Origin of the sequence: Streptomyces sp. NBC_01261, assembly GCF_036226385.1 — a bacterium.
In the GTDB taxonomy this organism is placed as follows: domain Bacteria; phylum Actinomycetota; class Actinomycetes; order Streptomycetales; family Streptomycetaceae; genus Streptomyces.
This window is the reverse complement of record NZ_CP108463.1, coordinates 3,653,019-3,676,451: the sequence shown is the minus strand read 5'-3', so window position 1 is coordinate 3,676,451 and position 23,433 is coordinate 3,653,019. Positions and strand designations below refer to the sequence as shown.

The 23,433-nt window shown below is 71.0% G+C and carries 23 protein-coding genes; 17 read left to right on the top strand and 6 right to left on the bottom strand.

Translation table 11 applies throughout. The features are described 5' to 3' along the window. Positions 1-42 precede the first annotated feature (42 nt). The gene (locus OG226_RS15665) at positions 43-891 is read left to right on the top strand and encodes a PhzF family phenazine biosynthesis protein (protein ID WP_328678343.1); all 849 of its coding nucleotides are present in this window, start codon (positions 43-45) and stop codon (positions 889-891) included. A 3-nt stretch (positions 892-894) separates the two neighbouring features. Here OG226_RS15665 and OG226_RS15660 read toward each other — a convergent pair whose 3' ends face one another. Then, complete coding sequence (locus tag OG226_RS15660; RefSeq protein ID WP_328678341.1) at positions 895-1,350, bottom strand: Lrp/AsnC family transcriptional regulator; 456 nt, start codon at positions 1,348-1,350, stop codon at positions 895-897. A 159-nt stretch (positions 1,351-1,509) separates the two neighbouring features. On the opposite strand from OG226_RS15660, the gene OG226_RS15655 reads away from it, so the two are divergent. Together OG226_RS15655 and OG226_RS15650 are read left to right on the top strand one after the other, a co-directional pair. Continuing rightward, complete coding sequence (locus tag OG226_RS15655) at positions 1,510-2,694, top strand: trans-sulfuration enzyme family protein (RefSeq protein WP_329349267.1); 1,185 nt, start codon at positions 1,510-1,512, stop codon at positions 2,692-2,694. Positions 2,695-2,780: 86 nt separating this feature from the next. Then, positions 2,781-4,076 (top strand): amidohydrolase family protein, encoded by a 1,296-nt coding sequence (locus OG226_RS15650; protein ID WP_329349266.1) that lies wholly within the window; start codon positions 2,781-2,783, stop codon positions 4,074-4,076. 57 nt (positions 4,077-4,133) lie between these two features. Here the strand turns inward: OG226_RS15650 and OG226_RS15645 are convergent, their stop codons facing one another. Beyond that, positions 4,134-4,586 (bottom strand): MarR family winged helix-turn-helix transcriptional regulator, encoded by a 453-nt coding sequence (locus OG226_RS15645; RefSeq protein WP_328678335.1) that lies wholly within the window; start codon positions 4,584-4,586, stop codon positions 4,134-4,136. Between the two features lie 93 nt (positions 4,587-4,679). On the opposite strand from OG226_RS15645, the gene OG226_RS15640 reads away from it, so the two are divergent. The 8 genes from OG226_RS15640 (at position 4,680) to OG226_RS15605 (ending at position 10,505) form a co-directional block, all read left to right on the top strand. Further along, positions 4,680-5,756 (top strand): ABC transporter permease, encoded by a 1,077-nt coding sequence (locus tag OG226_RS15640; protein ID WP_328678332.1) that lies wholly within the window; start codon positions 4,680-4,682, stop codon positions 5,754-5,756. An 82-nt stretch (positions 5,757-5,838) separates the two neighbouring features. Beyond that, complete coding sequence (locus OG226_RS15635; RefSeq protein ID WP_328678330.1) at positions 5,839-6,198, top strand: nuclear transport factor 2 family protein; 360 nt, start codon at positions 5,839-5,841, stop codon at positions 6,196-6,198. Between the two features lie 72 nt (positions 6,199-6,270). Next, positions 6,271-7,692 (top strand): dihydrolipoyl dehydrogenase, encoded by a 1,422-nt coding sequence (lpdA, locus tag OG226_RS15630; RefSeq protein ID WP_329349265.1) that lies wholly within the window; start codon positions 6,271-6,273, stop codon positions 7,690-7,692. Between the two features lie 194 nt (positions 7,693-7,886). Next, positions 7,887-8,261 (top strand): sortase-dependent protein, encoded by a 375-nt coding sequence (locus OG226_RS15625; RefSeq protein WP_328678326.1) that lies wholly within the window; start codon positions 7,887-7,889, stop codon positions 8,259-8,261. Further along, positions 8,258-8,881: a class F sortase gene (locus tag OG226_RS15620; protein ID WP_329349264.1), complete on the top strand. Its 624-nt coding sequence runs from the start codon at positions 8,258-8,260 to the stop codon at positions 8,879-8,881. Before OG226_RS15625 ends, OG226_RS15620 begins: the two co-directional genes overlap by 4 nt. Before the next feature lie 46 nt (positions 8,882-8,927). Then, positions 8,928-9,419: an RNA polymerase sigma factor gene (locus OG226_RS15615; protein ID WP_328678322.1), complete on the top strand. Its 492-nt coding sequence runs from the start codon at positions 8,928-8,930 to the stop codon at positions 9,417-9,419. Then, positions 9,403-9,915 carry a hypothetical protein gene (locus OG226_RS15610; RefSeq protein ID WP_329349263.1) on the top strand — a complete coding sequence of 171 codons (513 nt, stop codon included), beginning with the start codon at positions 9,403-9,405 and terminating at the stop codon, positions 9,913-9,915. Before OG226_RS15615 ends, OG226_RS15610 begins: the two co-directional genes overlap by 17 nt. A 62-nt stretch (positions 9,916-9,977) precedes the next feature. Next, a complete protein-coding gene (locus OG226_RS15605) occupies positions 9,978-10,505 on the top strand; it encodes a hypothetical protein (RefSeq protein WP_329349262.1) in 528 nt (175 codons plus the stop codon). Here the strand turns inward: OG226_RS15605 and OG226_RS15600 are convergent. After that, entirely contained in the window at positions 10,498-11,658 is a 1,161-nt protein-coding gene (locus tag OG226_RS15600) for a serine hydrolase domain-containing protein (protein ID WP_328678316.1), read from the bottom strand. The two genes, OG226_RS15605 and OG226_RS15600, sit on opposite strands and share 8 nt — an antisense overlap. 246 nt (positions 11,659-11,904) lie before the next feature. On the opposite strand from OG226_RS15600, the gene OG226_RS15595 reads away from it, so the two are divergent. The 3 genes from OG226_RS15595 to OG226_RS15585 are packed head-to-tail and all read left to right on the top strand — an operon-like array spanning position 11,905 to position 16,128. After that, complete coding sequence (locus tag OG226_RS15595; RefSeq protein ID WP_329349261.1) at positions 11,905-13,194, top strand: alginate lyase family protein; 1,290 nt, start codon at positions 11,905-11,907, stop codon at positions 13,192-13,194. A gap of 45 nt (positions 13,195-13,239) precedes the next feature. Beyond that, a complete protein-coding gene (locus tag OG226_RS15590) occupies positions 13,240-15,657 on the top strand; it encodes an RNA polymerase sigma factor (protein WP_329349260.1) in 2,418 nt (805 codons plus the stop codon). Between the two features lie 54 nt (positions 15,658-15,711). Continuing rightward, entirely contained in the window at positions 15,712-16,128 is a 417-nt protein-coding gene (locus OG226_RS15585) for a hypothetical protein (RefSeq protein ID WP_443066890.1), read from the top strand. On the opposite strand, the gene OG226_RS15580 is transcribed toward OG226_RS15585, so the two are convergent. Both OG226_RS15580 and OG226_RS15575 read right to left on the bottom strand, forming a co-directional pair. Further along, the gene (locus tag OG226_RS15580) at positions 16,112-16,798 is read right to left on the bottom strand and encodes a glycerophosphodiester phosphodiesterase (protein WP_329349259.1); all 687 of its coding nucleotides are present in this window, start codon (positions 16,796-16,798) and stop codon (positions 16,112-16,114) included. The genes OG226_RS15585 and OG226_RS15580 overlap by 17 nt on opposite strands. A gap of 37 nt (positions 16,799-16,835) precedes the next feature. Continuing rightward, entirely contained in the window at positions 16,836-17,924 is a 1,089-nt protein-coding gene (locus OG226_RS15575; RefSeq protein ID WP_329349258.1) for an adenosine deaminase, read from the bottom strand. Positions 17,925-18,556: 632 nt separating this feature from the next. On the opposite strand from OG226_RS15575, the gene OG226_RS15570 reads away from it, so the two are divergent. After that, positions 18,557-19,366 carry a DUF4190 domain-containing protein gene (locus OG226_RS15570; protein ID WP_329349257.1) on the top strand — a complete coding sequence of 270 codons (810 nt, stop codon included), beginning with the start codon at positions 18,557-18,559 and terminating at the stop codon, positions 19,364-19,366. Between the two features lie 421 nt (positions 19,367-19,787). On the opposite strand, the gene OG226_RS15565 is transcribed toward OG226_RS15570, so the two are convergent. Next, positions 19,788-20,381, bottom strand: a complete 594-nt coding sequence (locus OG226_RS15565; protein ID WP_329349256.1) for an NADAR family protein — start codon at positions 20,379-20,381, stop codon at positions 19,788-19,790. A 211-nt stretch (positions 20,382-20,592) separates the two neighbouring features. Between OG226_RS15565 and OG226_RS15560 the strand changes: the two genes are divergently transcribed. Continuing rightward, a complete protein-coding gene (locus OG226_RS15560) occupies positions 20,593-22,128 on the top strand; it encodes a gamma-aminobutyraldehyde dehydrogenase (protein ID WP_328678303.1) in 1,536 nt (511 codons plus the stop codon). Positions 22,129-22,184: 56 nt separating this feature from the next. Beyond that, the gene (locus tag OG226_RS15555; protein ID WP_328678301.1) at positions 22,185-23,432 is read left to right on the top strand and encodes an ABC transporter substrate-binding protein; all 1,248 of its coding nucleotides are present in this window, start codon (positions 22,185-22,187) and stop codon (positions 23,430-23,432) included. The last annotated feature ends 1 nt before the right edge of the window (position 23,433 follow it).

The following is a 23,433-nucleotide window of genomic DNA, read 5'->3' as shown; positions in this document are numbered from 1 at the left end:
GGATGGACCCGCTTTCCCCCTCAGCTGTGCGAAAGGGCCTTGATGACGATGCCACGCAACCGCTCGTTCGTGCAGGTCGACGTGTTCGCCACGAGTCCCTACACCGGCAACCCGGTGGCCGTCGTGCTCGACGGGACCGACCTGAGCGATGAGGAGATGCAGGGGCTGGCGCGCTGGACGAACCTGTCCGAGACGACGTTCCTGTTGCCGCCCACCGCCCCCGAGGCGGACTACCGGGTGCGGATCTTCACTCCCGGGGGCGAGCTGCCCTTCGCCGGGCACCCCACCCTCGGGTCCGCGCGTGCCTGGCTGGACGGTGGTGGCACACCACGGGACGCCGAGCGCATCGTGCAGGAGTGCGGCGTAGGACTGGTCGCCGTGCGGCGGGGTGAGGGCACTCTGGCGTTCGCGGCGCCGCCACGGGTGCGTGAGGGGGCGCTCGACGAGGAGCAACTGCTGAGGATCGTGGGCGCGTTCGGGATCCCGCGGGACCGGGTCGTGGCCCACGAGTGGGTCGACAACGGGCCCGGGTGGGCTGTGGTGCGGCTGGCCACGGCCGAGGAGGTGCTCGCCCTCGAACCTGACTTCTCCGGCTTTCCGGACGCGATGGTCGGGGCGATCGGGGCCCACCCCGACGGGTCCCGGCACGCGTTCGAGATGCGTACCTTCGCACCCGCCGCCGGTGTCCCCGAAGACCCCGCGTGCGGGAGCATGAACGCCGGCGTGGGTCAGTGGCTCACCTCCACCGGTGCCGTGCCCTCCTCCTACCGCGTCTCGCAGGGCACGCGGCTGGGGCGGGCCGCGAGCATCGAGATCACCGCCGACGCGGACGGCACGGTCTGGGTCAGCGGTGCCGCCGACGTCTGCGTTCGCGGCACCATCACGCTCTGATCGTCATGTTCTGTCGGTGTCGGTGTCCGCGGTGAGCGTCTTCATCGTGACGTAGCTCGTCACCGTGGCCACGCCGGGCAGGGTCGCCAGCTGGTTGGCGTGGAAGTCCTCGTAGGCGGGGAGGTCGGCCACCTCCACCTGGAGCAGGTAGTCGAAGTTGCCGGTGATGTGGTGGCAGGCGACCACCTCGGGCAGCCGGGTGACCCCGCGTTCGAACGCGACCACGTCCGAGCGGCTGTGCCGCATCAGCCGTACGCCCGCGAAGACCCGCAGGCTGCGGCCGATCGCGGCGGGGTCGATCAGCGCGCGGTAGCCGCGGATGACCCCGGCCTCCTCCAGCCGGCGCACGCGCCGCAGGCAGGGGGACGGGGAGAGCCCGACCCGGGCGGCCAGCTCGCTGTTGCTGATGCGGCCGTGCGTTTCGAGTACGGCCAGAATCGATCGGTCCACTTCGTCCATGGCGGCAGATTATTGCGCCCGTAGATCTGCTACCACAATTCTGCGCCCGCCCAGCGCGCAATCCGCTGCCAAAGTTGCCGAGATCCGGTCACTTCGGACCGTCGGTCGGTCACGCTTCATGGAGTCGCACCGACGGTCCAGGTCCACGGAAGGGCAGCCATGCCGGGCAAGAGCACCATCACCGTTCACGCCGACCGCGAGGTCCATCCCAGCCGTGCCGTGGCCCCGCCCATCTACCAGACGGCGGCGTTCTCGGCCGAGGACGCGGAGACGTTCGCGCAAGGGGCCGTAGAAGCACGCGGCAAGGACTTCTACACCCGGTTCGGCAACCCGAACCACGCCCAAGTCGCGGCCGTCGTAGCCGAGTTGGAGAACACCGAGGCGGCCATGGTCACCGCGTCCGGGATGGCCGCGCTCACCACGGCCGTGCTCGCGCTGGTGTCCGCCGGTGACCATGTCGTCGGACAGCGGTCCACCTACGGGGGTACGGCGTCGGTGCTGCTGAACCTGCTGCCGCGCTTCGGCGTGACGACCACGCTGGTGGACCAGACCGACCCGGAGGCGTTCGCGAGGGCGCTGACCGCGCGGACCCGGCTGATCCTGGTGGAGACCCCGAGCAACCCGTTGCTGCAGATCACCGACCTGCGGGCCGTAGCGGAACTGGCCCGTGCGCACGGTGTGTCGACCATGGCGGACAACACCTTCGCCACTCCGCTGAACCAGCGGCCGGTCGACTTCGGCATCGACCTGGTGTGGCACAGCGCGACCAAGTATCTGAACGGTCACTCGGATGTCTCCGCGGGAGTGCTCGCCGGGCCGGCCGAGATCCTCGACCGGATATGGGACGTCGGACTCCTCACCGGTGCCACGCTCGGGCCGATCGACGCGTGGCTGTTGCTGCGCGGGATGCGCACCCTGCCGTTGCGGGTGCCGCGGCACAACGCCAACGGGCTTGCCCTGGCAGAGGAGTTGAGCGCGCATCCGGCCGTGGCGAAGGTGCACTATCCCGGGCTGGCGACGCACCCGCAGCACACGGTGGCCGTGGACCAGATGAGCGGTTTCGGCGGGGTGCTCGGCATCGAGTTCGCCGGTGGGTTCGAGATGGCCGACGCGTTTCTCGGGCGGCTGCGTTACCCGCGCCGGTCGGCCAGCCTCGGTGGCGTGGAGTCGCTGGCCGTGCATCCGGCGTCCATGTGGCGCGGGATGCTCAGCGAGCAACAGCTCGCGGAATCAGTGCCCTTGGGGCTGGTCCGGCTGGCGGCGGGGACCGAGGACACGGCGGATCTGGTCGCCGACGCGCTCGAAGCGGCCGACGCCGTGCTGACGGAAGCGGCGACCGCCTGAGCGGGCGACGACACCCCCAACCCCCACTAGTGACGTCACTCCCTACTGGCGATACCCCCACCCCCCACTGGTTAGGAGCCCCTCCGATGACGAAGAAAACCCTGCTCACCGGCGGCACCGTGGTCAGCATGGACCCGGCCGTCGGCGATCTCGAACGCGGTGACGTACTGATCGAGGACGGTGTGATCGTCGAGGTCGCCGCGCACATCGACGCGCCGGACGCCGAGGTGATCGACGCGACCGACCGGATCGTCATGCCCGGTTTCGTCGACAACCACCGCCACTCCTGGCAGACCGCGTTCCGAGGCGTCGGCGCGGACTGGACGTTCCCCGAGTGGGCGCTGGCCATGCACCGCACGGTCAAGCCCCACTACCGGCCCGAGGACGTCTACGCCGGCACCCTGCTCGGCCGCCTGGAGGCGTTGCACTCCGGCGTGACCACGATGCTGGACTGGTACCACGTCGCCCGGACCCACGACCACGAGGACGCCGCTGTCGCCGCGCTGCGGGACGCGCCGGGACGGTCGATCCTCTGCCTCGGCGCCGGCTGGGGCACCGCCGACTCCGTCGACGCCGACATCCGCCGCGTCCGCTCCGAGCTGCCCGGCGACGGCCTGGTCACCATGGCGTTCGGCCTGCGCGGACCCGACGACACCGGCATGGACACCGTCGCCCGCGAGCTGAGGCTGGCGGCCGAACTCGGCCTGCGCACCAGCCTGCACATCGAAGCCGCCGGGACGGTCACCGACCTCCACGGACACGGCCTGCTGCGGGACACCACGACCTTCGTGCACGCCAACGGGATCAGCGACGAAGAACTGCGGATGCTCGCCGACGCGGGCGCTTCGCTGTCGGTCAGCCCCGACGTCGAACTGAAGATGGGGTTCGGATCGCCGGTCACCGGCCGTGCGCTGGCCGCGGGCCTGCGCCCGACGCTGTCCGTCGACGACGTCCCGTCGGTCGGCGGTGACCTGTTCTCCACCATGCGGACGGCCTTCGCGGTGCAGCGCGGCCTGGACGGCGGCCTGCGCTCCCGGGACCTGCTGGAGTTCGCCACGATCGACGCCGCCGGCTCCTGCGGACTCGGCGCCCGCACCGGCAGCATCACGCCCGGCAAGGACGCCGACCTGATCCTCCTGCGCACCGACGACCTGACCGTCTTCCCGGTCACCGACCCGGTCGGAACGATCGTCAGCGCCGGTCACCCCGGCCTGGTCGACACCGTCCTCGTCGCCGGTCAGGTGGTCAAGCGCGACGGGGTGTTGGTGGGCGTGGACCTGCCCGCGCTGAGGACCCGGCTGCTCGCGTCCCGCGACCGGATCGCGGCGGCCGCGGGCATTCCCCTCGACGGGACATGGCACCCACGGCCGGAACCGAAGTAGGCGCACGTGGACGGACCCGGGGCAGGACCCGGCCCGATGTGCCCGATCTCGGGCTCCTCACACGGCGTCCCCGCCCTCCAGCGCCGAGGGATTCAGCGAGGCCAGCAACTTCAGCAGCAGGGCATGTGTCTGCTCCTGTTCCGCCGGTGTCAGCGCCTGAAGCGCCTCGGCGTGGGCCGCGTCCACCGTCTCCGCGGCCCGCGCCGCGAGCCGTACGCCGGCCTCGGTCGCGTGCAGGCGCTGGGTGCGCCGGTCGCCGGGAGTGGTGCGCCGCTCCAGCATCCCCCGTTCGACCAGCCCGTTGACCGCCGTACCCATCGACTGCGGGGTGATCGCCGCCCGGCGGGCCGCGGTCGCGCTGGAGACGCCCGGGTCGAGGACGGCCTGCATCAGGGCCCGGTGCTGGGCGAGGGTCAGCTGGAGCGGGCGCAGGGCGCGCTCCATCCGGGCCGCCATGATCTGGCCGATCTGCCAGGCGACATAGCCGGTGCGCCGGTCGGGATGGTTCACAGGGCGGACCTCTTTTGTAAGGCAGCTGATGGTGATGTACAAATATTATCAGTTGCCTTCCAATCTGGCGCCCTCTGATCTAGGACCCTCCCAATGTCCCAGCAAGCCACCACCCGAGCCACCGACACCGACACCACAAGCACCCCCCGGCCGTCGCACAAGCACGCCCTCGACGTCGCCCACCCACCTCCCGGCCCCGGAAACCTGCGTGCCGTCCTGCTCCCCGTGGCGGTCGTGCTGCTGATCGGTGCCGTGTTCGTCAGCGTCTACCTCGCCGCCTTCCACGCCCCGAGTCCCCACCAACTCCGGGTCGGCACAACGGAGATAGGCAGCGCGCAGGCCCACCTGAACCAGGACCTCGACCGCATCGCCCCCGGCGGCTTCACCGTCGAGACCTACCCCGACGAGTCCGCCGCCCGGAACGCCGTACAGGACAGGCAGGTCTACGCGGCCTACCTCGGCGACGGAAAGCTCCTCTACGGCAGCGCGAACGGTGCCGCCGTCACCGCGACCGTGACCACCGCCTTCGGCTCCGTGGCGCACGCGGAGAACCATGAACTCGCCGTCGAGGACGTCGCCCCGGCCGCGGCGGGAGACACCCGGGGCCTCTCCGTCTTCTACGCCGCCTTCGGTCTGGTCCTCGCGGGCTACCTCTTCGGTATGACGACCTACCAGCTCGCCCCCCGCCTCCAGTACCGCTGGCGGATGGCCAGCCTCGCCCTGTTCGGTGTCGTCGGCGGTCTCCTGATCGCCACCATCGCCGGAAGCACGGGCTTCGGCGCGCTGCCCGGTTCCTTCGTGCCCCTCGTCGTCGTGATCTCCCTGATGGGCGCCGCGGTCGCGGCCACGACCATGGTGCTGCTACGGCTGTTCGGCTCGGCGGGAGTCACCCTCGCGTCGATCCTCATGCTGATCCTCGGCAACAGCAGCAGCGGCGGGATCATGCCGGCCGCCTACCTGCCGGGCTGGCTGCGCCCGCTCTCCGAGATCCTGCCGGTCGGCGTCGGCGTCCGCGCGATGCAGGGCCTGTCCCGCTTCCAGAACGACGGCCTGTCCCGCGCCCTGGTGATCCTCCCGGTGTGGGTGCTCGGCGCCGCCCTCGTGCTCTACCTGAAGGACGTGTACCGGCGCGGCCCCCGAGCCCGGACGCCCGCGCCCACGACCGGCTGACGTTGTCCCGGAGCCCCCAACTCCCTTGAAACGACCGGGACTACGCTCATCTCCGCACGACTTCGACGTGAGGGAGCCCGCCATGTCCGCAGAGTTCGCCGCCAAGGTGTTCGCGCTGGTCGACGGGACCGACGCCGTCGGCTTCAGCCGGCTGTTCGCCCCGCGGGGCCGGATGCGCTTCGGGAACGGCGAGCCGATGACCGGACCCGAGGAGATAGCGGCCGGGGTCGCCGGCTTCTTCGCCACCGTGAAGGGGCTGCGTCACACGGTCGTCCGGGAGTGGTACGCCGGTGCCGACAGCATCATCGAGGAGACGGTCGACTACCACCGCCTGAGCGGCGACACCGTCACCGTCCCCGCCGTCACCATGTTCCACGTGGACGGGACCGGCCTGATCGACGACTTCCGCGTCTACTTGGACCTGGCCCCGCTTTTCGCCTGATCGTCGGCGAGCGCGGCATCCTGGACACCGTAGAGGATCTATGTGGAATTCCTCTCGGGAAAGGATCTTTCGATGGACCAGCAGGACACGCAGGACGAGCGGTTCGACGTCGTCGTACTCGGCGCCGGCCCCGGCGGTTACGTCGCCGCCATCCGTGCCGCCCAACTCGGCAAGCGGGTGGCCGTGGTCGAGGAGAAGTACTGGGGCGGTGTCTGTCTGAACGTGGGCTGCATCCCGACCAAGGCCCTTTTGCGGAACGCGGAGTTGGCGCACATCTTCACCCGTGAGGCGAAGACCTTCGGCATCAAGGTCGAGGGGGAGGTCTCCTTCGACTACGGCGAGGCGTTCCGCCGCAGCCGCCGGGTCGCGGACGGCCGGGTCAAGGGCGTCCACTACCTGATGAAGAAGAACAAGATCACGGAGATCGACGGCCGCGGCACCTTCCTCGACCCGCACACGCTCCAAGTCGCGGGCTACGACGGCGAGTCGCGCACCATCGGCTTCGAGCACTGCGTCATCGCGACCGGCGCCACCCCCAGGCTGCTGCCCGGCACCAAGCGCACCGCGCGCGTGGTGACGTACGAGGAGCAGATCCTCGCCGACGACCTGCCGCGGTCGATCGTCATCGCGGGTGCCGGCGCGATCGGCATCGAGTTCGCGTACGTGCTGCACAACTACGGCGTGAAGGTCACGATCGTGGAGTTCCTGGACCGGATGGCACCCCTCGAAGACATCGAGGTCTCCACCGAACTCGCCAAGCAGTACCGCAAGTTGGGCATCGACGTCCTCACCTCCACCCGCGTCGAGTCGATCGACGAGACTGGCCCGCAGGTCCGCGTCACCGTCACCGACAAGGACGGCGCGCGGCAAGTCCTGGAAGCCGACAAGGTGTTGCAGGCGATCGGCTTCGCCCCGAACGTCACCGGCTACGGCCTGGAGAACGCGGGCGTACGGCTGACCGAGCGCGGCGCGATCGACGTCGACGGCCGGTGCCGTACGTCCGTCCCGCACCTGTACGCCATCGGCGACGTCACCGCGAAGCTGATGCTCGCCCACGCGGCCGAGGCGATGGGCGTGATCGCCGCCGAGACCCTCGCGGACGCGGAGACGATGGAACTGGACTACGCGATGATCCCGCGCGCCACCTACTGCCAGCCGCAGATCGCCAGCTTCGGCTACACCGAGGCGCAGGCACGGGAGTTGGGGCACGACGTCAAGGTCGCGAAGTTCCCGTTCACCGCGAACGGCAAGTCGCACGGGCTCGGCGACACGACCGGTTTCGTGAAGCTGATCAGCGACGCGCAGTACGGCGAACTCCTCGGCGGCCACCTCATCGGCCCCGACGTCACCGAACTCCTCCCCGAACTCACCCTGGCCCAGCAGTGGGACCTCACCGTCCACGAGGTCGCCCGCAACGTGCACGCCCACCCGACGCTGGGCGAGGCGGTGAAGGAAGCGGTGCACGGCCTCGCGGGACACATGATCAACATGTGACGCCCGGGTCAACGGGCCTTCCCTGCCTGCCGAGTCGCCCTTGCGGTCGCCCACCGATCGGCCTCCCGAACGACTTTGCCAGCCCTTTACAACCCACCCTCCCGCTGCCTCGTCTCTCCGCTCGATCACTGACCCGCCCCACCGCCGAACGGTCCGACGGACCCGGTGGGGCGGCCGACGAGAGAGAGCGATTCATGCGCCGAACTGTCCTCAGCGCCCTGGCACTCACGTGCGGCGCGGTCCTGGCGTCCGCCGCGCCCGCGTTCGCCGACGGGGCCTCCGCGTCCCCGACCCGAGCCCCGTCCACGGCGCCGTCCGCGGAGCCGAGCGCCACCAGGGCGCCGACCAAGGCCCCCAGCGACGCGAGCGCCGCACCCTCCGCCGCGCCCACCCGGGCCCCTGGCCAGGTCGCCGTGGTTCCCAGCGGCGCCCCGGACACCGGTGTCACGACGGAGTCGAAGTCGTCCGGCGACATGACGACCACGCTGGTCGGTGGGGGAGCCGCCGCACTGGTCGTCGGCGGCGGCGCCTTCGTCGTCGTACGGCGCCGGAGGACGACCGGAGTATGACCTCGCTCTCCAGGCGCGCCTTCGTCACGGCGGCGACGGCAACGCTGCTCGCGGGCTGCGGCGGCGGGCACGGGACCACCTCGGCCGCGAACGCCCCTCAGCAGCAAGGGAGTTCGACGCCTTCAGAACAGTCCTCCGCGCCACCTTCCGCCAAGACGGCGCACGCTCTGGCGCGTTCCGTCCCGGTCACCCTGCGCGTCCCGGCGATCGGGGTCGACACCCCGGTCATGCGGCTGGGGCTGGCGGCGGACGGCACCGTGCAGGTGCCGCCGATCGCCGCGCACGACCGGGCGGGCTGGTACCGGAACTCGCCGACGCCCGGCCAGACCGGGCCGTCGGTGATCCTCGGGCATGTGACCGTCGGCGCCTACGGGGACGGTGTCTTCCGTCACCTCGCGCGGCTGCGCAAGGGCGACCGGATCGAGGCGGGCCTGGAGAACGGCACGACGGCCACGTTCACCGTCACCACCGTACGGACGGTCGCCAAGGCCGAGTTCCCGTCCGACGAGGTGTACGGGAACGTGGACCGTCCCGAACTGCGTCTCATCACCTGCGGCGGGACCCGCACCGGTACGGGATACCTCGACAACGTGATCGTCTTCGCCACGCTGACCGGCTGAATTCCCGTACCCGTAAGTACTGTGCACGTCACGACCATGGAGAGCGTTGAAACGGTCCCGCGAGAGGGCAGCGTCCGAACTGTTCGCCGCCGTCTACCCGCGCCTCGCCGGCTGGTGCCGCCGTCTCGTCGACGACGACGAGACGGCGCACGAGATCGCCTCCGAGGCGTTCACCCGGCTCTGGGCGCGGTGGACGAAGGTGGCGGAACCCCGCGGCTTCCTCTACGTCACCGCGGCCAACCTCGTCCGGGACCACTGGCGCAAACTGGAGCGCGAACGCCGGGCCGTGCGCCGCGCGACCACGGAGGAGGCGGTCCGCCCACCGGCCGAACAGGAAGACCCCTCGGTACGACTCCTCGTACAGTCCCTGCCCGAACGGCTGCGCGTCCCGATCCTCCTGCACTACTACGCCGACATGCCGATCCGGGAGGTGTCCGTGCTGACCGGACGCAAGGAAGGAACCATCAAGGCCGACCTCCACGCGGCCCGCGAACTGCTCCGCGCCCACCTGAGGAGAAGCCTTGACCACACACTTTGACGAGGGAGACGAGGGCCACGACATCGACCCCGACGACCCCCTCACGGTCATCCTGCGCCCCTCCTCCGCCGAGTACCTCGGCCCGCCCACCGGCCGCTACGAGACGATCCGCCGCGGCGCGAACCGCCGCCGCCTGCTCCGCGCGACGGTCGGCGCCGGCGCCACCTGCGCGGTGATCGTCCTCGCGGCCCTCCCGTTCCGACTGGCCCACCACGACTCGCCCACGACCCCCACGGTCCCGCTCGCCCCACCGCCCGCGAGCAGCAGCCCTACGCCCTCGCCCGCCCCGTCGGCGACGAAGGCACCCACTCCGAGGGCGAGCGCGAACCCGAGTTCCCCCGCCGACGCCCGGGACCCGAGCCACACCTCGGTGCCCACCACGGAACCGTCCAAGACCCCGACGACATCCACCTCGGCACCTTCGGCGGAGCCCGACTCGTCCGCGCGGACCGCCCGCTCCGTCGAGCCGTCGGCCGTGCAGACGCGCACGGGGTAACTTCCGTGCCCGCAGGGGAATTTGATTTTGAACGTGTTCAATTCTCGGCGTAGGCTGCCGCCATGAACGACAGAGCCGCCCTCCTGAAGGGCATCCGCGCCTGGCTGGTCCTGTTCGTCGTCTGTCTGGTGCTCAGCGGCGCCACCGCCTTTCCACTGGTCCACGAACTCCGCTGGACCGAGGACGTGTTGAGGTCCCTGTCCGTACCGCACTACCTGCCCACGCTGATGGACTGGATCGTGCGGGTGCGACAGGGACTCGACACCGCCGACACCGACTACCCCTTCCTCCTCTACGGCACGGACTGGCTGGCCTTCGCCCACCTCGTCATCGCGATCGCCTTCTACGGCCCCTACCGCGACCCGGTCCGCAACATCTGGGTCGTCGAGTTCGCGATGATCGCCTGCGCCGGGATCGTTCCGCTCGCCCTGATCTGCGGGCCGATCCGCGGAATTCCCTTCTGGTGGACGGTGATCGACCTGTCCTTCGGGGTCATCGGGATCGTCCCGCTGTACGTCGTACGGAGGAAGATCAAGCGGCTGGAAGCCGTGACGCCCGCGCCGACTCCCGCCCTCGCCCCCGCTACTTGACCGCCGCCAGTGCGATCCGTTCCGCGACCGCGTTCATCGACTCGCCCTTCGCGTCCGTCGCGTTGACCGAGTAGACGAGGGTGCGGGAGAGGTCGCGGGTGGCGAGGACGACGGCGCTGTAGCCGTACCGGGCACCGGACTTGAGCCAGTACACCTTGCCGCCGTACTCGAAGCGTTGCAGGCCCGCGCTGTAGTCGGCGCCCTCGATGCCCGCCGGGACCGTGAACATCTCCCGCAGTTGCGGCTCCGGCACGATCCGGCCCCGGAACAGTGACGTGATCAGCCGCTCCAGGTCGGCGGTCGTCGAGATCATGTCGCCGGCTGCCCAGCGGTCGGCCTGGTTCCAGTCGGTGACGTCGACGAACTTCGCTGTGCCGTCCGCTTGTTGGACCAGCTGGTAGCCGTGGTTGTGCGGGCCGCGGATGCGCGGGTCGGTGCCGGGGAAGTACGTGTCCCGCATGCCCGCCGGGCGCAGCACGAGGCGGGTGGCCTCCGCGGCGTACGAGTGGCCCGTCACCTTCTCGATCAGCAGGCCGAGGATCGTGTAGTTGATGTTGAGGTAGTCCTGCCGCTCGCCCGGCCGGAACTCCGGGCCCTTCGCCACCGCCGACGCCACCACCTGTCTCGGCGTGAGGGTGTCGAAGCGGTGCGCGTACTGGTCCTCGAAGGCGTCCCCGAAGCCGTCACCGGCCTGGATACCGCTGGTGTGGTTCAGCAACCGCCGTACGGAGATGGGCTCGAAGGCCTTCGTGAGCAGCCCCGGCAGGTAGTGCTGGACCGGGGTGTCCAGGTCGACCTTCCCCCGCGCCGCGAGCCGTAGCACGGTCGCCGCCGTCACCACCTTCGTCGTCGAACCCGCCCGGAAGCGCGCGTCGGGATCGGCGGCGGCACCGCTCTCCAGATCGTGCACACCCGAACTGCCGCGCCAGGTCCCGTCCGTGCCTCCCACCCGTACGAGAGCCGCCGTCGCGTCGGAGTTCGGGAGCCCGGCGAGTGCCGCGCGCAGCGCTTCGGCATCCGGTCCGGCCGTCTGCCGCGCGGTGGCCGACGGGGGTGCGGCGAACGCGGGTGCGGCCAACGGGCCTGCCGCGAGGGCGAGTACGAGGGAGGCCGTGAGGACGGTGGTGCGACGGCGGGCGCGCGTCGAGTGCATCGGTTGCTCCTGGGATCTCCGGTGGCTGTCGGTGATCAGCCTCGTCCAGCGCGGCCGTGGGCGGATCGTCGGCGAGGAGGGCGCCCGCCCCTGGTGTTACCCGGAGCAACCGCCGTACCGCACAAGGGGTTTGCCGGGGTTGCCCCCTACGGGGTCCAAGTCGGCGCCGGAAAAACTGTTATCGCGGAGACCTTCGCTCCGTCTCCCTCCGCGTCCCCAGTCTCCTCACGCACCGGAGCCACCCACATGGCCACCAGCGCCCGTAGGCCCACCAACAAGCACCGCCTCACCCGCCGGGGCCTCTTCACCCTCGGCGGCGGAGTCGCGGCGGCGGGAGTCGTCGGCGGCGGTATCGCCGCGTTCTCCGGGGGAGGGGCGGACGCCGCGCAGACCGGCACAGCCACCGCCGTCGGCACCGCCACCGCCCGCCCGCAGGCCCTCGTGCACCCGGGCATGCTGCACAACGCCGGCGACCTGCACCGCGCCAAGGTCCGCGTCGCCGCCCGCAAGGAACCCTGGCTGAAGGGCTGGACGCGGCTCACCGACAACCGTCACTCCGCGAGCGGTTGGCAGCCCCGCCCGCAGGCCGTCGTCGTACGCGGCGGCACCGGCCAGAACTACGTCACGATGTACAACGACATCCACGCCGCCTACCAGAACGCCCTGCGCTGGAAGATCGGCGGCACCAAGGCCAACGGCGACACCGCCGTCGCCATCCTCAACGCCTGGTCGGCCATGCTCACTTCGGTCAGCGGCAACGCCGACCGCTTCCTGGCCGCCGGCATCTACGGCTACCAGTTCGCGAACGCCGCCGAACTCGTCCGCGACCACCCGCACTTCGCGTTCGCCCGCTTCAAGAAGATGATGCGCACGGTCTTCCAGCCGATGAACATCGACTTCCTCACCCGCCACAACACCGCCAACATCAGCAACTACTGGGCCAATTGGGACCTGTGCAACGTCGCCTCCCTCATGGCCATCGGCATCCTCTGCGACGACCGCGCCACCTTCCGGCGCGCGGTCACCTACATGAAGTCCGGCGCGGGCAACGGCTCGTTCCGGCACGCCATCCCCTTCGTCTACGCCGGCCGGCACCTCGCCCAGTGGCAGGAGAGCGGACGCGACCAGGGCCACACGATGATGGGCATGGGCCTCATGGGCGCGATCTGCGAGATGGCCTGGAACCAGGACATCGACCTCTACGGCTACCTCGACAACCGGTTCATGCAGGCCGCCGAGTACGTCGCCGAGTACAACCTCGGCGCGGCCGTGCCCTTCACGACGTACGGCTGGCGCAGCGGCCAGGGCAACGGGCGGTACATGGAACAGCCTGTGATCTCCGACATAGCCCGGGGCGCCGTTCGTCCGGTCTGGGAGATTCTGTACAACCACTACGCCCGCCGCCGACGCCTCTCCACCCCGTTCATCACCCTCATGGCTGAGAAGGTGCGTGCGGAGGGCGGTGGCGGCGACTACGGCCCGAACAGTGGCGGTTTCGACCAACTCGGCTTCGGGACGCTGCTGTACAGCAAGTGACGCCGTCGTGGACCGAGTTGTGAAACCGGGAGAGTGAGAGGCGACGTGGACGGGCGGGAATGGCGCTCCACCATCGCGGCGGCGCAGGCCGGTGACCGGTGGGCGCTGGACGAACTGGTCGCGGGCTGGCTGCCGTTGGTCTACAACGTGGTCGGCCGCGCCCTCAACGGCCATGCCGACGTGGACGACGTGGTCCAGGAGACGATGCTCCGCGCCGTCGACCACCTCGGCTCGCTCCGCGACCCCGACAGCTTCCGTTCCTGGCTGGTGGCGATCGCCATGCGCCAGATACGGGACCGCGCACGCCGCAGGAAGTCCCCCGACCAATTGCCGGACGGGCTAGCGGGAGACGCCGCCGACTTCGCCGAACTCACCGTCCTGCGGCTCCAGTTGGCGGGCCAGCGGCGCGAGGTCGCGGAGGCGGTGCGCTGGCTCGACGACGAGGACCGCCAACTCCTCTCCCTGTGGTGGCTGGAGGTCGCGGGCGAACTCACCCGCCGCGAACTGGCGTCGGCGCTCGGCATCAGCCGCCAGCACGCGGCGGTCCGCGTCCAGCGCATGAAGGAACGCCTGGAGACCGCCCGCGCCATCGTCCGCGCCCTCGACACCGCCTGCCCCGACCTCCGCGCCCTCACCGCCCGTCGGGACGGCCGCCAAGACTCGGTCTGGCGCAAACGCCTGGCCCGGCACCTCCGCGGCTGCGCCTACTGCGGCGACCCCCGCGAGTCCGTCGTACCGGCGGAACGCCTCCTTGTCGGCATCGCCCTCGTCCCGCTCCCGCTCGGCTTCACGTTGTCCCTGGCGTTCGGGGCGAAGACGGCGGCTGCGGCGGCGGGGGTGGTGGGTGCGGCCGGGACGGTTGGGGCTGCTTTTGGGGTTGGGGCGAGTGGGGCGGCGGGTGCGGCAGGTGCGGCGGGTGCCGGTGGGGTCGCGAGCGCGGCGGGGTTCATGGGCTCGGCCGGCGCGGCCGGGTCCGTAGGCTCGGCGGGTGCTGCGGGTGCGGCAGGCGTCGTAGGTACCGGTGGGGTCACAGGTGCGGCGGGGTTCGCGGGCGCAGTGGGTGCTTCTGGTGTTGCCGGTTCCGCCGGGGTGGCAGGCACAGCAGGAGCTTCTGGCGTCGCAGGTGCTGCGGGCCTCGCCGGCTCCGCAGGCGCGGTCGGCTCGGCGGGAGCCGTAGGTGCGGCGGGTGCGGCGGGTTCCGTGGGCTTGGCGGGTGCGGCCGGGACCGCTGGGGTCGCGGGTGCTTCGGGCATTGGAGGTGCGGCGGGTGCGGCGGGTTCCGTGGGCTTGGCGGGTGCGGCCGGGACCGCTGGGGCCGCGGGTGCTTCGGGCATTGGAAGTGCGGCGGGTGCGGCGGGTGCGGCGGGTTCCGTGGGCTTGGCGGGTGCGGCCGGGACCGCTGGGGCCGCGGGTGCTTCGGGCATCGGAGGTGCGGCGGGTGCCGCGGGTGCTACGGGTGCCGTCGGTTCGGCAGGGGCGGCCGGCGCGTCCGGCGTCGCGGGTTCGGCGGGAGTCTCGGGAGCTTCCGGGGCTGCGGGCTCGGCCGGGATCGCCGGTTCGGCCGGTGCGCCCGCCGGCTGGTCCGCCAAGCTGCTCGGAGTGCTGACCAAGCCCGTCGTCGCCGTGGCGGCGGGCGCGACGATCGCCGCGGGCGGTGTCTACGTCGTCACCCAGTCCCCGAACGACCCGCCCCCGAAAGCCCTCACCCCCACGGCGGCGGCCACGACACCCGGGCCAGGGTCCGGCACCCCGACGACCCCCGCGTCACCCTCACCGTCCACATCCGAGTCGCCTTCACCCTCCCCGTCCACCTCCCCCTCGAAGGCGACCTCCGGTCCCTACGGCTCGGTCGTCGACGGGGTGGACCGGGCGCCGGACCCCACCACCCCGCCCGCGGCCCTCCCGCACCGACCCGCCTCCGGCGTGACCAGCACCGGCGGCGCGCACGCCACCATGAACCACCGGGGTGACAACGTGACGCTGAGCGGCCAGGGTTACGTCCTCGTCCGCTGGCAGATCTCGCCGCAGTACCGCAACGGCGCGCTGGCCATGCCGAGTTGGACCGCCCTGAAGGGCAGGCTGTTCCACGTGGCCTCGGGCGGCGGTCGCCGCATGGACGACCCGGTCAGCACCACCGACACCACCGCCACCGGCATGGGCAGCTCCGCCACCGGCTACGACGTCCTGCCCACCGGCACCCAACAGATGTGGCAGAACGAGTACTTCTACGTCGACGGCAGCGTCACCCTCACCAACAACGAACGCGGCGCCGACTACGGCCTGAACGTCTTCCCCACCACCTGGGACGCCGTGGAGCGGGACATCACCACCGGCCCCACCCAGGGCGCGACCCGCTACGGCCTCACCCGCGACACCGGCGAGGACAACACCCCGATACCGCAGTACCTCACCCGCACGACCCCGACCGACCCGGCGACGGTGGCTCAGCGCTCCCGGCTCTAGCTGTCCCGGGTGTAGCGGAAGTGGCTCGGCAACTACCTTTGTCCGGGGGGGGTGTTGATCGACCGCGCGAACCCCGTCGGCGACGGCTTCCGGCTCCTCACCGCGGGCGTTCCTTCCGCAGCCGGGCAACTCGCCGCCGCAGTCGGGCCCGAGGCCCACGTCGTCAAGGCGTTCAACCTTTGCCACGAGGACGTCTGGCGTCTGACGCCGCCGGTGTTCGACGGCCACCCGGTCGGCGTGCCGTTGAGCGGGGACGACGCCGAATCCCTCGCGGTCGTAGGGCAGTTGGTGCGGGATGTGGGCTGTGAGCCGTTCGCGGCGGGGGAGTTGAGTCAGGGTGCGGGGTTGCTGGAGGCGACCGCCGTGCTGCTGATCCGGCTGTGGGTGGGGGAGGGGGTGGACGCTCAATCCATCGCCCCGCCAAGGGAGTCGGCGGGGCGGCGGGACGCTTCCCTCAGCCCTTCTTCCTGAGCCCGCAGAGCACGTCGACCCGGTTGGTGGTGATCGAGTCGACGCCCATGTCGAGGAGGCGGCGCATCGAGCGGCGGGTGTCCGGGGTCCAGACCGACAGGAGGTAACCGTCGCGGTGGACGCGGGCGGTGAGGTCCCGATCGACCAGCGTGAAGCGGTAGTTGAGCCAGCGCGGCCGTACCGCTTCGAGGACCGCGGGGCGCGGGGGAGCGAGCGAGGTCCAGGTCAGGGCGATCTCGGCGGACGGGTCGGCGGCGCGGACGGCGAGCATGGCGTCGGCGCCCGCGCAGTAGTACACGCGGTCGTCCGCCCCGAACTCGCGGATCTCGTCGACGATTCGGCGCACGGCCCGCGGGTCGGCGGGTCCGGGCAGGTCGACCATCACCCGGCTGCCCTCGGTCGCGGCCAGTGCCTCGACCAGCGTCGGCACCCGGCCGTCCGTGAGCCCGCGCACCTCGTCCACGGACAGGGACTTCAGCGGCCGGTCCAGCTCCCACAGCCGGTTCAGCGTCTCGTCGTGCAGCAGCACGGGGACGCCGTCACGGGTCAGCCGTACGTCGAACTCGACGGCGTCCGCGCCCTGGTCGAGCGCGGAACGCAGCGAGTCGATGGTGTTCTCGCGGACACGGTAGGGGTCGCCGCGATGGCCCACGGCGGTCACGTTCTGCATGGGCCCATTCTGCTGGTTGCCAGAGCCCGCCGGTCCGTCAGGGGGCGAGCCACGCCGAGGTGTAGGTGTCGATCTCGTCGTTGATCCGGGCCTTGCCCGCCGAGTCCAGGAAGGAGGCCCGCACGGCGTTCTTCGCGAGGTCGGCGACACCGCGTTCGTCCAGGTCGAGGAGGCGGGCGGTGACCGCGTACTCGTTGTTGAGGTCGGTGCCGAACATCGGCGGGTCGTCGGAGTTGATGGTGACCAGGACCCCGGCGCGGACGAACTCCTTGATCGGGTGCTCGTCGAGCGTGCGGACCGCGCGGGTGGCGATGTTGGAGGTCGGGCAGACCTCCAGCGCGATGCCGTGCTCGGCGAGGTGGGCGAGCAGCTTGGGGTCCTGGGCGGAGGTGGTGCCGTGGCCGATACGCTCGGCGCGCAGGTCGTTCAGGGCGTCCCAGACCGTCTCGGGGCCGGTGGTCTCACCGGCGTGCGGCACGGAGTGCAGGCCGGCGGCGATGGCCCGGTCGAAGTACGGCTTGAACTGCGGTCGCGGCACCCCGATCTCCGGCCCGCCGAGCCCGAACGACACCAGCCCCTCCGGCCGTACGCGATCGTCGGTCGCGAGCCGCACGGTCTCCTCGGCGGCTTCGAGCCCGGCCTCCCCGGGGATGTCGAAGCACCACCGCAGCACGGTCCCGAACTCCGCCTCGGCTGCCTTGCGGGCGTCCTCGATCGCGTCCATGAAGGCCCGCTCGTCGATCCCGCGCCGGGTCGACGAGAACGGCGTGATGGTCAACTCGGCGTACCGCACCCGCTGCCGGGCCATGTCCCGGGCGACCTCGTAGGTCAGCAGCCGTACGTCCTCCGGCGTGCGGATGAGGTCGACCACGGACAGGTACACGTCGATGAAGTGCGCGAAGTCCGTGAAGCTGAAGTAGTCGACCAGGGCCTCGGGGTCGGTGGGCACCTTGGAGTCGGAGTGCCGGGCGGCCAGCTCCGAGACGATCCGCGGGGAGGCGGAGCCGACGTGATGGACATGCAGCTCGGCCTTCGGCAGCCCGGCGATAAAGGCGTGCAGGTCACGGGCCTGACGGGCCTGACCGGCGGCGGTTGTGGCGCTGCGGTCGGAGCTCTGGTCGGACAAGGTTCCTCCCCGGAACGGCGTCCCGGGCGAGGCCGTGCGGGACGCGGGTGATCGGCTGATCGTTGACTCGGGATCATCGTAGGCCGGGGTGGGGGACGGGGCGTGGGGTGAGGTGGGGTAGGGCGGGTCGGGGGTGGTGGGGGCGGGGTGAGGGTGCCGGGTTGGGGGTGGGTGGTTTGGGTTGTGTGCGGGGTGCGGGGTGCGGGGTGCGGGGTGCGAGGTGCGGGTGGGTGGGGGCTGGTCGCGCCCGCGCGGCGGAGCCGCAGGTCGACACAGCCCCGCGCCCCTGAGGGGGTCGGGGTGGGGCGGGTCAGGGGGCGCGGGGGGCGGCGGCGGGGGCGGGCGGACCGGGATGCGCGGCCGTTGGTGCGACCACGACTGCGACCACGACCACGACTGCGACTGCGACCACGACCACGACTGCGACTGCGGCTGTGGGTGCGGGTGGCTCGGTGGTGGTGTCGTGTGCTGCTGGTCGGTGATGGCGTCCGTGCCGCTCGCCGGCCGGCCCCGCCCGGAACCGGCGTCGCCGATCCCGACGTCATCCCCGACGGCCCGTGTGGCAGAGCCGTCAGTGGAACGCTCTAGCATGGTCGCTCTGAACGAAGGACCGACGGGGACGGGGACGGAACGTGGGGGACCAGACACAGCCGGACGCCGGTGCGGGAGCAGCGGGCGCGGGAGCGAACCGCGACCCGTGGGCAGCACCGGAGAGCGGGCCATCGCTGCAGAAGGGCGCTCAGCCACCCGCCGCGGCCCACCAGCCCCACCCGCAGGACCAGCCCCCGCCGCAGTCACCGTTCGTGCACGACCAGGCCACCGTGACCGCCATGCCGGCCGAAGGCTTCACCCCACCCGGTTCGGCAACAGCCCCCGCACCCGGCGCGGCCCCCGGCTACGGCCCACCCGGCACACCCCCAGGCCTCCCCACCTACGGCGCTCCCGGCTACGGCCAGCCCACCACCCCCGGCGGCTACGCCCAACCCGGCCCCCCGAACGGCCCCGGCCCCGGAACGCCCGGCGGCCCGGGAATGCCGGGTGGCTACGGCTACCCCGGTTACCCGCAGGGCTACGGCTGGCCCGGTATGCCGATGGCCCCGCAGAACAACATGGGCACCACCGCGATGGTGCTGGGCATCCTGTCCTGCTGCCTGTTCTGCTTCTACGGCGTCGTCTCCCTCGGCCTCGGCATCACCGCGATCATCCTCGGCGTCAAGGGCAAGAAGCGGGCCGACCGGGGCGAGGCCACGAACCGAGGTCAGGCCCAGGCGGGTTTCATCACGGGCATCATCGGGACCGTCCTGGGGGTCATCACGGTCGCCGTGCTGATCGTCACCATCGTGTTCGCCATCAACCACGGCGACAGCACCGACACCTCGGACACCGACCCCTTCTACAACTCCGCCCCCAGCGTGACGGCCCCGGCCCTGCCCCAGGTCTGACCCACCCTGGCAGGCCCCCACAGCAGTCGGCCCCACACGCACCCCGCCGAGGGTGTGCACGCGTCCGTGATCACGGACGGGCCGGGATGGGCCCACGAGCCGGCAGCCGCCGACGAAACGGGAGCGGGTCGTGACGGTGCGGCGCAGCCCGCCGCGTACCCGGCACCAACCCGTTGAGCCATGTCAACAAACAGCGGGCCCCACCGGCCGCGGGCTCGCCGTACCGCCACGACCCCGACCCCACAACGCACCCGAGCCCCCGCCCCATGACCCCGACGCCCCCCGACCCCCTCAGGGGCGCGGGGCTGTGTCGACCTGCGGCTCCGCCGCGCGGGCGCGACCAGTCCCCACCCACCCGCACTCCGCACCCAGCCCACCGACTCCCACCCCGGCACAAACCCCCCGCCCCGCTCACCCCCCGTCACCCCACCCCCAGCCGCCCCCGCGCCCCCATCAACGCAAACCCCAACAAATTAGCCCCCCGCCACCGCTCAGGATCCCCCGCCGCCACATCATCCGCAGCGAGCCCAATCCCCCACACCCGGTCCACAGGACTCGCCTCCACCAACACCCGCTCCCCCGTCCCCAGCAGAAACGCCCTCGACTCCGCATCCGCCGAGAACTTCCGCACGCTTCCCTCGACGACGATCCCGAACCGCTCCCGCGCCCAGACCTCCTCGTCGAACCCCCGCACCAGCCGCCCCGCGTTCTTCGCCTGGGACGGATGCCCCGCGGCCAGCACCCGCGCAAGCGCGTCCTCGTCGCCGAACAGCCGCGCTTTGCCCGCCATCATCCAGTGCTCGGCGGTCGCGTACGTCACCCCGTCCACGGTGAACGGCGACGGCCACCACTGGCTCAGACAGCTCGCGCTCACGCGGCCGTCCGGGCGGGGCCGGTGGCCCCAGAAGTGCAGGTACTTGACCCTGGTCCCCGCGCGCACTTCCCTGATCAGGGCTTCCCGCGAATCGATCTTTTCCGCGGCCCCCGCCGCGAGCTTCCCCGTGATCCTGTCCATACACGCGAGTCTTGCAGGCACCACTGACACTCCGTCCCCCCTTTTCCACGAGGACTCGACACCTGGTCGACAGATTCCGTCGCGTAACCAAAAGGCAACAACGGAATCACTTGTTGGAGTCCCTTTGCTCTGTCAGGATCGGCATTCAAATCGAGCTGGAGCTACGCCACCCGCCAGCGGACGAAGCGGGGCGAAGGCGGAGGAGAGCGACATGCACAACCCGGGCAGCGTCACCCCGGAACGATTCCCCGCACAGGAGTACTTCGCGGACGGCGCGCAGTTCATCGCGGGCCGCCTGACCAAGGGCACCTCGGGCCACACCCATGCCGTCGTCGACCCGGCCACCGGCGAGGACGTCTACACGTACGAGCTGGCCGGGACGGCGGACGTGGACGCCGCCGTGGCCGCCGCGCGCGCCGCGTTCCCGGCCTGGTCGGGGGCCACCCCCGGCGAGCGCTCCGACGCGCTGCACCGTTTCGCCGCCGTACTCGCCGAGCGCGCGGACGACTTCGCCCGCGCCGAGTCCCTCCAGTGCGGCAAGCCCCTCAAGCTGACCCGCGAGTTCGACGTCCCCGGGACGATCGACAACACGTCCTTCTTCGCCGGTGCCGCACGGCATCTGCAGGGGCAGTCCGCCGGTGAGTACTCCGGCGACCACACGTCGTACGTACGCCGGGAACCCATCGGTGTCGTCGGCTCCATCGCGCCCTGGAACTACCCCCTCCAGATGGCCGCCTGGAAGATCCTCCCGGCGATCGCCGCGGGCAACACGATCGTCCTGAAGCCCGCCGAGCTGACCCCGCTCACCTCGCTGATGTTCGCGCAGGCCGCCACGGAGGCGGGCATCCCGGACGGTGTCATCAACATCATCACCGGCGCGGGGAAGGTCGCCGGTGAGCATCTCGTCGGTCACCCGGACGTGGCCATGACCTCCTTCACCGGGTCCACCGCCGTCGGCAAGCGCGTCGCCGAGATCGCGACCGCCACCGTCAAGCGCCTCCACCTGGAGCTGGGCGGCAAGGCACCCTTCGTGGTCTTCGACGACGCGGATCTCGAAGCCGCCGTCAACGGAGCCGTCGCCGGTTCGCTCATCAACACCGGGCAGGACTGCACGGCCGCCACGCGCGCGTACGTGCAGCGGCCCCTCTACGACGCGTTCGTCCAGAAGACGGCCGCCCTCATGGCGAGCGTCCGGGTCGGCGATCCCTTCGCCCCGGGCACCGACCTCGGGCCGCTGATCTCGCACGTCCAGCGCGACCGCGTCGCCGGGTTCGTCGACCGGGCGCGTGGCTACGCGCGCGTGGTGACCGGCGGCGAGGCTCCTCAGGGGGATCTCAAGAACGGCGCGTACTATCGCCCCACCCTGGTCGCGGACGCCGCCCAGGACAGCGAGATCGTGCAGTCCGAGCTGTTCGGCCCGGTCCTCGTGGTCCTGCCCTTCGACACCGACGACGAGGGCATCGCGCTCGCCAACGACACCCCGTACGGCCTCGCGGCCTCCGCGTGGAGCCGGGACGTCTACCGGGCCAACCGCGCGACCCGCGAGATCAAGGCCGGGTGCGTGTGGATCAACGACCACATCCCGATCATCAGCGAGATGCCCCACGGCGGATACAAGGCGTCCGGCTTCGGCAAGGACATGTCCGCCTACTCGTTCGAGGAATACACGCAGATCAAGCACGTCATGTTCGACAACACCGCAGTGGCCAGGAAGGACTGGCACCGCACGATCTTCGGGGACCGATAGCAGAACTGACGGCCGCCCGAGCCGCGGCCGTCTCCTCCCGAAAGGGCAGCACGCGCATGAAGCAGTTCGAGCCCGACCGCCTGACCCCGGCCGAAGTGGCCGCCGCGCGGCGCAGCTTCCGCAAGAGCCGGTCCGCCATGACCCGCCGTTCGGTGCTGCGCGCCTCCGCGGGCGGCGCGCTCGCGGTCGGCGGACTCGGGGCCCTGAGCGGCTGCGGGATCCCCGCGGCAGGCAAGACCCAGGGCGGTGTGTCCGCCGACGACCACTCGGCCACGGAGAAGGAGATCGACTTCTCCAACTGGCCCGAGTACATCGACACGGACGAGAGCGGCAACCACCGTCCGACGCTGGAAGCGTTCACCAAGCGGACCGGCATCAAGGTCAAGTACACCGAGGACATCAACGACAACGACGAGTTCTTCGGCAAGATCCAGCCGCAGCTCGCCGCCGGCCAGTCCACCGGCCGCGACCTGATCGTCCTCACCGACTGGCTGGCCGCCCGCATGATCCGCCTGGGCTACGTCCAGAAACTGGACGCGTCCAACCTGCCGCACGCCTACGCCAACCTGTCGGACCAGTTCCGCAGCCCCGACTGGGACCCGGGCCGGGCCTACTCGTACGTGTGGCAGGGCATCTCGACCGTCATCGCCTACAACAAGAAGGCGCTCGACGGCGTCGAGGTGAAGTCGATCTCCGACCTCCTCGACAACCCCAAGCTCAAGGGCCGCGTCGGCTTCCTCACCGAGATGCGCGACAGCGTCGGCATGACCATGCTCGACATGGGCAAGGACCCGGCGAAGTTCACCACCGACGACTACGACGCGGTCATCGCCCGCCTCCAGAAGGCCGTCGACAAGGGCCAGATCCGCCGCTTCACCGGCAACGACTACACGTCCGACCTCAGCAAGGGCGACTTCGCCGCGTGCGTCGCCTGGGGCGGCGACATCGTGCAACTCCAGGCGGACAACCCGGACGTCGGTTACGTCATCCCCGCCGTCGGCTACATGACGTCGACCGACAACATGCTGATCCCCAACAAGGCGCGCCACAAGACGAACGCCGAGCGGCTCATCGACTACTACTACGAGCCCGAGCCGGCCGCCGAACTCGCCGCCTACGTCAACTACGTCAGCCCGGTCGCGGACGTGAAGCCCTACCTCGCCAAGATCGACAAGTCGGCGGCGAGCAACCCGCTGATCCTTCCCGACAAGGCCATGGCGGCCAAGTCCCACGCCTTCCGCTCGCTGAGCTCGAAGGAAGAGACGGCCTACCAGCAGAAGTTCGCAAAGCTCACAGGGGCGTGAC